The 9,549-nt window shown below is 33.7% G+C and carries 9 protein-coding genes; 7 read left to right on the top strand and 2 right to left on the bottom strand.

What is annotated here, in order from left to right; all coding sequences use genetic code 11:
• From K6G87_RS13055 to K6G87_RS13025, 7 genes are all read left to right on the top strand, one after another.
• Positions 1 to 400: cellulase family glycosylhydrolase (locus K6G87_RS13055; RefSeq protein WP_296838091.1), on the top strand; the 400-nt coding region annotated here is incomplete at its 5' end.
• A 162-nt stretch (positions 401 to 562) separates the two neighbouring features.
• Positions 563 to 1,597 carry a stealth family protein gene (locus K6G87_RS13050; protein WP_296838088.1) on the top strand — a complete coding sequence of 345 codons (1,035 nt, stop codon included), beginning with the start codon at positions 563 to 565 and terminating at the stop codon, positions 1,595 to 1,597.
• 227 nt (positions 1,598 to 1,824) lie between these two features.
• Positions 1,825 to 2,943 carry a glycoside hydrolase family 5 protein gene (locus K6G87_RS13045; protein ID WP_296838085.1) on the top strand — a complete coding sequence of 373 codons (1,119 nt, stop codon included), beginning with the start codon at positions 1,825 to 1,827 and terminating at the stop codon, positions 2,941 to 2,943.
• Positions 2,944 to 3,390: 447 nt separating this feature from the next.
• The gene (locus K6G87_RS13040; protein ID WP_296838082.1) at positions 3,391 to 3,822 is read left to right on the top strand and encodes a lasso peptide biosynthesis B2 protein; all 432 of its coding nucleotides are present in this window, start codon (positions 3,391 to 3,393) and stop codon (positions 3,820 to 3,822) included.
• A 15-nt stretch (positions 3,823 to 3,837) separates the two neighbouring features.
• Positions 3,838 to 4,743 carry a hypothetical protein gene (locus tag K6G87_RS13035; protein WP_296838079.1) on the top strand — a complete coding sequence of 302 codons (906 nt, stop codon included), beginning with the start codon at positions 3,838 to 3,840 and terminating at the stop codon, positions 4,741 to 4,743.
• A gap of 14 nt (positions 4,744 to 4,757) precedes the next feature.
• The gene (locus tag K6G87_RS13030; RefSeq protein ID WP_296838077.1) at positions 4,758 to 6,653 is read left to right on the top strand and encodes an asparagine synthase-related protein; all 1,896 of its coding nucleotides are present in this window, start codon (positions 4,758 to 4,760) and stop codon (positions 6,651 to 6,653) included.
• Between the two features lie 322 nt (positions 6,654 to 6,975).
• The gene (locus K6G87_RS13025; RefSeq protein ID WP_296838074.1) at positions 6,976 to 8,232 is read left to right on the top strand and encodes a nucleotidyltransferase domain-containing protein; all 1,257 of its coding nucleotides are present in this window, start codon (positions 6,976 to 6,978) and stop codon (positions 8,230 to 8,232) included.
• A 29-nt stretch (positions 8,233 to 8,261) separates the two neighbouring features.
• Here K6G87_RS13025 and K6G87_RS13020 read toward each other — a convergent pair whose 3' ends face one another.
• Both K6G87_RS13020 and K6G87_RS13015 read right to left on the bottom strand, forming a co-directional pair.
• Positions 8,262 to 9,233: a glycosyltransferase gene (locus tag K6G87_RS13020; RefSeq protein WP_296838071.1), complete on the bottom strand. Its 972-nt coding sequence runs from the start codon at positions 9,231 to 9,233 to the stop codon at positions 8,262 to 8,264.
• 21 nt (positions 9,234 to 9,254) lie between these two features.
• Positions 9,255 to 9,527: a PqqD family peptide modification chaperone gene (locus K6G87_RS13015; RefSeq protein ID WP_296838068.1), complete on the bottom strand. Its 273-nt coding sequence runs from the start codon at positions 9,525 to 9,527 to the stop codon at positions 9,255 to 9,257.
• Between the last annotated feature and the right edge of the window lie 22 nt (positions 9,528 to 9,549).

The following is a 9,549-nucleotide window of genomic DNA, read 5'->3' as shown; positions in this document are numbered from 1 at the left end:
AAATAATACGGACAGATATCTACTGGTTAATACATATGCTGCTATGTCTACTCAAAAGGTTCTTAATGCTTTTGTATTACCATCTGATACAGCTAATAATAAGATCCTTGTGGGACTTCACTGTTACTTTAATATGAGTAACATGCAAAATAATTTTGCTATAATGACTGATTTTGTAGACAAATATAATGTGCTTATAGGAGAATGGGCTTTCTGGATTTCTAAAGATGGAGATAATAGGATTGAAGGGGCAACTGAATATATGAAATATGTTGAAGCCCTGGGGATTCCGGCAATTTGGTGGGATAATGGTAAGACTAATGAAATGGCTATCTTTGACAGAAGAACGCTAACCTGGCCCAATGAAGAGCTGGTTGATCTGATCCTTTATGGCAATTAGTTATGAATAGCTACAGTTACAGATGGGAAGAAATATTTTTTACAAAAAGATTAAGTAAGAGTTTTTTAGAAATATTTTAAGCATATAGCCAAAACGTAAACCGTATTCATTTAAGTATTGAAAGATAGATTAGTGCCATAAAACTGAAGGAGAAGTTAAAGCTTGAAATTGAATAATAAAATTGATGTTGTAGTAACCTGGGTAGATGGTAGTGACGAAGAGTGGCTTAAAGAAAAGAAAAAGTATGATCCGGTATCATCTAAAGATGAGGATAATTCTAATTCTGCTAAACGATATAGAGACTGGGGGTTAATGAGGTATTGGTTTAGAGGAATTGAGAAGAATATGCCCTTTATTAATAAAATCTTTTTTGTTACCTGGGGACATGTACCGGAATGGTTAAATACTGATAACGAAAGACTTGTTATTATAAAACATAAAGATTATATTCCTGAAAAATATTTACCCACATATAATTCAAATGTTATAGAGTTAAATCTTCATAGGATAAAAGAGTTATCAGAAAATTTTATCCTTTTTAACGATGATTTTTTTATTATAGATAAAACAAGCGAAAATATGTTTTTTAAAAATGATAAGCCCTGTGATATGCTTATTAGCACTACATATTATAATTATGATGTTTCAACTGATTTTTATCACACTGTATTTAATAATCTTGGTATTATAAATAAACATTTCGGGAATAAATGGCTGGGATGGAGACTTGTATTAAAATGGATGAGTCCAAAATTTGGAAGAAAAAACATTGTTAAGAATTTTGATACTATAATGTTCAAAAGAATTTATGGGTTCATAGACCAGCATTTTACGATATCTCATAAAAAAAGTGTTTTTAAAAGAATATGGGAGTTGGAAAATTCAAATCTGGATAAAGCGTGTATGAATAAATTTAGAACTCCTATGGATTTTAGTCAGTGGCTGATGAGGTACTGGAATTTTATGACAGGGAATTTTGAACCTGTTAAACTTTATGATATTGGGGATTACTATGAATTATCAGATGAGAAATCATTAGATATAATTTGTAACAGAATAAACGAGCGAAGAAGACCATTGCTTGTAATAAACGATCTGATGGATAGTGCTGACGATAAGTTGTTTTCGAAATATAAAGAAAGGCTTATTCAGGAATTTGAAAAGATTTATCCTGATAAGTGTTCATTTGAAAAATAATGATTATTGTAAATTATAGATAAAAGGTCAAAGGTAGTCTTCAATAATATGGAGATTACCTTTTTTGAAATCATACTTTTGCGTGACGTAGGTGAAAGTCCACAGGCTTGCCTGTAGGAGGAAGCCTTTTATGAATGATAATCTGAAACTGAGCATTTTTTGACAAAATATATGATGGGAGAGGTGTATATTTAATATGAACCCAATTTATGACAGGAGAGTAAGACATGAATAAGAAAATAAGAATAATAATAGTACTTTTTACGGCGCTCATATTAGCGGCATTAATGGTTATAGGGCTTTGTTTTATAGGAATTCCTAAAAAACAGGTAGTTGCAGAATCATCAGAAGCAAGAGAATTTGTTAGAGAAATGGGAGTTGGCATTAATATCGGCAATTCGCTCGATGTATGTGACTGGAATACTATGCTGATAATAGATGATAATCCGCAGGATTATGAGACACTCTGGTGGAACGCACCAATAACGCAGGAACTTATTAAAATGATCGCAGATAAAGGATTTGGCACTATAAGAGTTCCTGTAACATATATGAATCATATAGATGAAGATGGTAATATTGATCCCTTATGGCTTAAAAGAGTGTCTGAAGTTGTGACAATGGTAATAGATAATGGAATGTATTGCATTATTGACATACATCATGATACCGGTAATGATGGTTGGATCAATGCTTCCAAGAAGAATTATAATGAAAATCATGACCGCGTTGCAAAGATGATCATCCAGATCGCGGAATATTTTAAGGATTATGATGACCACCTTATATTGGAAAGCTTCAATGAAATGGTTGATGATAACGACAGATGGACTGATGTCCCATTTGAATCACTTACCATATATAACAAATGGAATCAGCTATTTGTCGACCTTGTAAGGGGAACAGGATCAGGTAATGCAACAAGGTATTTGCTCATAAACACTTATGCAGCGACTTGGGATGGAAGAAATATAGACTATTTTGAGCTTCCTTCAGATTCGGTAGAGGGGAGATTATTAGTAGGTGTTCATGGCTATATGTCCTATGATAAACTTGAAAGTGGATTTGATTATATCAAAAAGCTATATGACAGAGGATATGCCATTGTTATAGGCGAATTTGGTACCACAGGGCAAAGTGATGTTGATAGAGAAGCATATACATACGATTATGCTCAAAAGGCTGCTGAAATAGGAGCATGCCCCATTTTGTGGGATAATGGATCGAATGTATCAAGCGCAGAAGAAGTCACAAATTTTGCAATTATGGATAGGAACAATCTGAAATGGTACTTTCCTAAAATAGCTGAAGCACTTATAGATGGTTACAAGTCTTCCGAGATATAATCGGTATTTCGCATATGATAGGAGTTAAAAAAAGAATAATATATTGAAATAATATTTCTATTATATCGGGATATTATTAACAGTTATATAAAAGGTGAAAGATACTCATCCATAATTTCGGAAACGTGTAAAAAACCTTTAGTTTACGGGCATTCCTTCATTGACGGTGTATATATTTTATGCTAAAATTACACCGTTTTTGAAGGTTATTTTTGTTTGGAGAAAGATATGTCTGCAATAATTGGGGCTAATAGTTTTTGGGGGAAGAGTTAATTCTGGCAGGGTACTTGAAATTCTAAAGAAAACCTTTTTCAGCGATGTTAGTAGTAAAAATAATAAATTATAACATTTGTATGAGCATATAATAAGGGTCAAATTTTTCGGTAGTTTCCGATTTATTAAAGCATTGTGCTTAATTGAATATTATAATTTTTATGTGGTGTTTTTATGATAGATATAAAGTCGTTTTTATTTGAAAACAAAGAAAAAAATGTAACTATAAAAGCATATATTTACTCCTTTTATTACCGTTATATAGTAAAACATACATCGTCTAAGAAGCTTGAAGACAAGCTGGGCATACGTGGCGAAGAAACTTCCTTTGAAGAAAGCAAAGATAAAATAGCATTAGCCAAATTATACGCTTTTCATATAAATCGTATAACTGAAAGGCTTCCATGGGAGGAGAAGTGTCTTGTAAGGGCACTTACCTTAAGAAGATTCCTGATGAAAAAGAATATCCCATGCACTATTTATCTGGGAGTTGCTTTAGAAAAAGATAAGATGGAAGCTCACGCCTGGCTTAGATGTGGAAATCTCTGGGCTTCCGGAGGAGACGGAGACGGATATACAACTGTTGCCAAGTTTGCAACGTATTAAGGAGTTTTAGTTTTTATGAATAATCAAAAGTTTTATTACACAATATATGGTCTTACTCTTGCTTCAGATTATGAATTTTCACAGTTTGTCAAGCTTGAAGAAGAGATTAATGAACCTGATATCGAGATCGTATATGGAGGGATACCGGATTTCATCGAGCCACAAATAAAAGAAGGCTATTATAAGGGAATTAAGGAAGATGAAATGTGGTTTTATAACAGTGCTGGGCTGTTTTACATTCATGACCGAAAAACCATTAACTTTATTGAATATAATAAAGGAACAATAGATGATGCAGCAGTATTTTTGCCAGGGCTATGTCTTGCCGTTTTGCTTTGGTACAGGAAAATGCTAATGATTCATGGGGCGTGTCTAAGAATAAATGACAAGACTATAATAGTAGCCGGGAACAGCGGCGCGGGTAAATCAACTCTTACAACAGAACTTATAAAAAGAGGCGCATTACTTATGGCTGATGATGTGACCGGAATAATTTTAGAAAACGGACAGTATATTTCATATCCTGCATTCCCGGCGCAAAAATTATGCGAAGATCAAGTCGAGAAAAATGGTTTAGATACAACAAGTTTAAAGCAGGTAAGATACGACCTTAATAAATTTGAAGTTTCCAGAGAAGATGATTTCTATGATAAGCCTGCTAAAGTGGATGCTCTTTTCAGAGTAGAAGTTCAGGATGTGCCTTCACTTACCAAAAGCGAGATAACAGGCTCTGAGAAATTAAAAATCATTACTGACTGTATTTTCATAAACTGGCTATTTAATGATACTTTCAAGTTTGAACCAGATGATATGCTCAGATGTATAGGACTTTCCAATCAAATTTCTGTTCATAAGATATGCAGGAATAAAGATCAGAATACGCTAAATGAAATTTTGGATTATATACAGAGTAATGTATAACGGAGTGAATTAAAATGTCAGCAATATGGGGGTGTATTGATTTATCAGGTAATGATATAGATATATTTATTCCTGATAAGATGAGTGAATGCACCAAAAAATATAAAATCGACCACAGGGAAAGACTTCTTAAAAAGAATGTTTATATGGAATGTGGGCTACAATATATAACTAAAGAATCCAGATATGAAAAGCTTCCTTTAGCATCTGAGGATATCTATTTTACGGCAGATGTACTTCTTGATAACAGAAAAGAACTGATTGAACAGACTTCATCGAATGAATCTGTAACTGATGGAGAACTGCTTTTTAAGGCCTGGAAGAAGTGGGGAGAGAATTTTGGAGATCATGTACTTGGGCTTTTTTCATTTGCAGTATATAACAAAGATAAAAATGAATTAAGGCTATATACAGACCATCTTTCCTCAAGGTGTATACATTATTATGTCGATGGGAGTAAAGTGTTTTTTTCAACGCTGACATCTTCTATTACGGATATTGTTCCCGGAATAAGTATCTGTGAAAAGTGGATGAGTGCTTCTTTGGCATTGGATTTTGCTTATTGCTTTTTATTTGACGGATTAACACCATTTGAAGGGGTCCACATACTTCCATACGGAACTGGCGTTATTTTTAAAAATGTTTCAGGACGTGTATTTGCAGAGCCTATTCGATACTATAATCCATTTGATTTGATCAAGGAGATGAAAAACTTTGATGATGAAAAATGCAAGGATCTTTTTAGAACGACCTTCTTTGAATGTGTTAAAAATGCAATAAGAACTGATGGTGAATGTGGGATATTGTTAAGTGGTGGCTTGGACTCTACTTCAGTAGGAAGTGTGGCTTCAGAATATCTTCAAAAAAGTAATAAAGATCTTTACTCATATACCTCAGTACCATTAAAAGAATATGTTGATGAATTTGGCGAAAAATGTGGCTATATGATAGATGATGAATCTAAGGATGTTCTAAGCTTTTGCAAACATTTTCCCAATATTAAGCCGACATTTTTGGCATGCGATGGTGAGAATTCATTGACACATGTAGAAGAGTTATGTGATTATCTCGAGTTGCCATTTAAGTCGCTTATAAACTATGTTTGGCTTCGTCAAAGCTATATAAAAGCCAAGGAGCAAGGCGTAAAAGTAATACTTAGCGGTGCTTATGGGAATGATACTATTTCATATGGAAATATGGAGAACACTCTTGGAAGACTAATAAGAGGTTTTCACTTTGTTGAAGCTTACAAGCAGTTTATGATCTACACCCAAAAAGAAGGAATCATTAAGAAAAAGTATGCAAGGCGATTTATAAGAGATTTATTTACTACTATAAAGAAAACGGATATATATTGCGATCAAAGAGGCTATAAAAGCGATCTGTTTAATAATTTAAATAATAAAAAAGTCTTAGAAAAGCAATTCATAGGAATGGGCGATACTATTAAGACAAGAAACACATATGCAAATTGTGTTTTCGCTACAGGAATGCTGCAATTAAGTGGTGTAATTAATACCAAAGACGGACTTTATCATGGTCTGTTTTTTAGGGATCCTACAATGGATAAAAGGATACTTGAATTATGTCTTAAGCTTCCGTATAAATGCTTTTCCTATGATGGGGTTGAAAGAAGACTTATAAGGGAATACCTTAAAGATTATGTGCCAGATGAAATAAGGCTAAATACAAGATTTAGGGGAAGACAAAGTGCTGATGCAGTCCTTCGTCTTGACAAGTATGGGGTTAATAATGATGGTAAGCTTTCAGATCTTGTTTCTGACAAACTAAGTAAATACTATGATCTTGCCAAAGTGAAATTAGAAATGGACGAACCAAACGATGAAGAGAACATAGACTGGAAAGGGAAAATCGTATCGACTAGCGTTTTTCTTGATAAAAACAGCTAAAAAAGAAGGAGAATAATTCTCCTTCTTAGATACGATATTATCCTATCATTATCTAGTGATAGGGCCACTAGCGTACTCTTCAGCTGGTAAACCATTGTGTGAGTAGTTAATAAAACCATCGTGATTTGTTACTGTACGACCGCCTTTAGCTGTTTCGGTGATCTCAAGAGACTCCATAACTGGTGCGTTCCAAACCTTCATTTCATATCCCTCCTTTTGAGTATTTGCGAAGCTTCGCTTCACATTCATTAGTATATAAGAGGCAATATTTTAAGTAAAGAAAATATACATAATTGTAAGAATTAGTTTAGAGGAATTTTTTATGACATCAAATACGATTGACAATCTGTTTATGCTATGCAGAGCTCACATGTATAGTAATGATAAAACAGAAAGTGAGAACGATAAATATGAACTGGATTTTGAAGAGCTTAAGGTCATGATCCAGGAGAATTCTTTATCTGCATTTTTGTATAAACCTGTAAAGGAATTCAATGACAAGAATGGAATAATCAGTCAGGAAGTAATTGCAGACTATGGCAGATATATACAGGCAGTAATGTTTAGAGAGTTATCTAAAAACTATGGTATAAAGAAACTCTGTAAAGAAGCTGAAAATAGAGGCATCAGACTGGTATTTTTTAAAGGCATTCTTTTGGCTGATCTGTATCCTCAATATGCAGAAAGGACAAGTTCAGATAGTGATATCCTTGTAGATGACAAAGATAAAGAAGCTGCTGAGAAGCTTTTGGTAGAACTGGGTTATGAAAAAAACTTGGAACATTCAAAGAATCATGTTCAGGTTTACAGTAATAACGTCCTTGACCATGTTGTTGAACTTCATACAAGGCTCTGGGAGGATTACACAGGCCCTAGAATAGATATTCTTGATAAAATGGAGCTTAGCTGCCTGCAAACCGATATAAGGACGATGGCATGCGGTATAGAAGTTAATACTCTTGGATATGAAAAGCATCTGGTATATCAATTATTTCATATCATAAAGCACTTTAGTCTGGATGGTATTGGTATAAGATATCTTATAGACACGACTCTTTTTGTGAACAGGTATTGTGAAGATATAGATTTTGACCTTTTTTGGAAGCATATAGAATTACTTGGATATACAAAGTTTGTGGAAGCTTTTTTCCAAATTTGTGTTAAAGAACTTAAAATGACAGATAAGGTTTTTGAAAACCATGCTTATATGCTTGATCATAGTGTAGACGATCTTAAAATGGACCTTCTAAAAGTCGGAATAACTAAAGATAAAGATGCCGGATGGCAGATCATGGGAGCAATGGAAGGATACTTTACTGGTGAAGCCAAGGCTCCAAAAACTGAAATAAAGAGAAAACTTTCAATGGTATTTCCATCACTGGATGCTTTACCAAAAACATATATTTATGCCCGAAGGTATCCTATATTACTTCCATTTGCATGGGTTCATAGAGCTATAAAATTCATTATAAGAAGGAATGGTCATAAGGAAGCTTTTTATAGTGTAAGTGAGAAGATTGATGTTGGAGAGAGAAGAATCCATCTTATGGATGAGCTTGGGCTTATGAGAAATGATTAAAAATAAGCAGCCACAATATTTGTAGCTGCTTATTTTTTTACTATTGGTAATAGAAAACCTGCAAGTGCATAAGTAATTGGATTTATGGACTTCATAAATCTAGCATTTTTCCCAGTATATGCTTTTAGATATTTGCCTTTCTTCCAATTTGGAAAGGTATTCTGAAGCTTATTCCAGTTGGCAGATATTGCCTTTTTTCGATCTGATGAATCCTTTATCCTGGACATTCTTGATAAGGAACTGCAAAGAAGAATCCTCGTGTACAAGAATTCAAGAGAATCCTTATATTCTTCCATAAAGCCCTTATCTACATAAAATGCGTATATATCGTCAAGTATATCGAATATCTGCATTGTTTTTAATGTCTGATAATTATTGATTGATGTACCCCTTTGAACATAATGAACAAAGGCATCATCTACATATTCAATTTTTCCAAGGAATGGCACTATTTTACAATAAAAGTTTACATCCTCGTATATAAGTCCTTTAGGAAAAGTAACACCTGTTCCTAAAAGCCATGAAGTTTTATATATCTTGTTCCAAACAACGGATCTGCCATTCATGATAAGATCTTTCTTATCATAGATATGGCGGCCTATTTCGGTATCCTCGTTGTCATCATAAGTGTGATGAAGATTACACTCTACAATGTCTGCAGAGCATTCTACTGCGCGCTTAAACATTACTTCGTACATCTGTAAGTCTACGTAATCATCCGAATCTACAAATCCAACATATTCTCCGTGTATATATGGAAAAGCATAGTTTCTGGCATCAGACAGTCCACCATTTTCTTTATTTAAAATGATGATCCTTGAATCCTTTTTTGCATATTTTTCAAGAATTTCAAGGGATCTATCTGTGGAACCATCATTAACTGCTAAAATCTCTATTTCATTAAGTGTTTGAGATGTTAATGAATCGAGACATTTTTCAAGATAAGTTTCAACATTGTAGATAGGGACTATTATGCTGACATTAACTTTTGTATTCTTCATAATAGTATTATCCCGCCTAGATTAAGTTAAAGATATAAAGTTTGCCTCCTCGAGCTGGGAAAGGAACTGCTCTGTTCCGCTAAGACAAGTTTCCTCATCTACATCATAGATTGTAAGAAGCTTTGCTACGAGTTCCCCAACAGTTGTTTCAGTCTGGATATTATCCCAGATATCAGCAGCTGTTCCTCTTAAAAGGAAGTATTTACCACTTTCAAAATCAATCATGACCTTGTCTCCGGCCATATCAGTAACATCGATCTTTTTGATCATTTTAATTTTTGAATCTTTGTTCATTACTAACCCCATTATTCTAAAT

The sequence above is a fragment of the Butyrivibrio sp. genome (assembly GCF_024699075.1).
Note: the sequence above shows the minus strand (reverse complement) of the source record. Positions and strands in the feature narration are given on the sequence as shown.

Coding starts and splice junctions, on each gene's coding strand:
- K6G87_RS13045 (WP_296838085.1), top strand. CDS start 1,825: ATGAATAAGAAAATAAGAATAATAATAGTACTTTTTACGGCGCTCATA.
- K6G87_RS13040 (WP_296838082.1), top strand. CDS start 3,391: ATGATAGATATAAAGTCGTTTTTATTTGAAAACAAAGAAAAAAATGTA.
- K6G87_RS13035 (WP_296838079.1), top strand. CDS start 3,838: ATGAATAATCAAAAGTTTTATTACACAATATATGGTCTTACTCTTGCT.
- K6G87_RS13030 (WP_296838077.1), top strand. CDS start 4,758: ATGTCAGCAATATGGGGGTGTATTGATTTATCAGGTAATGATATAGAT.
- K6G87_RS13025 (WP_296838074.1), top strand. CDS start 6,976: ATGACATCAAATACGATTGACAATCTGTTTATGCTATGCAGAGCTCAC.
- K6G87_RS13020 (WP_296838071.1), bottom strand. CDS start 9,233: ATGAAGAATACAAAAGTTAATGTCAGCATAATAGTCCCTATCTACAAT.
- K6G87_RS13015 (WP_296838068.1), bottom strand. CDS start 9,527: ATGAACAAAGATTCAAAAATTAAAATGATCAAAAAGATCGATGTTACT.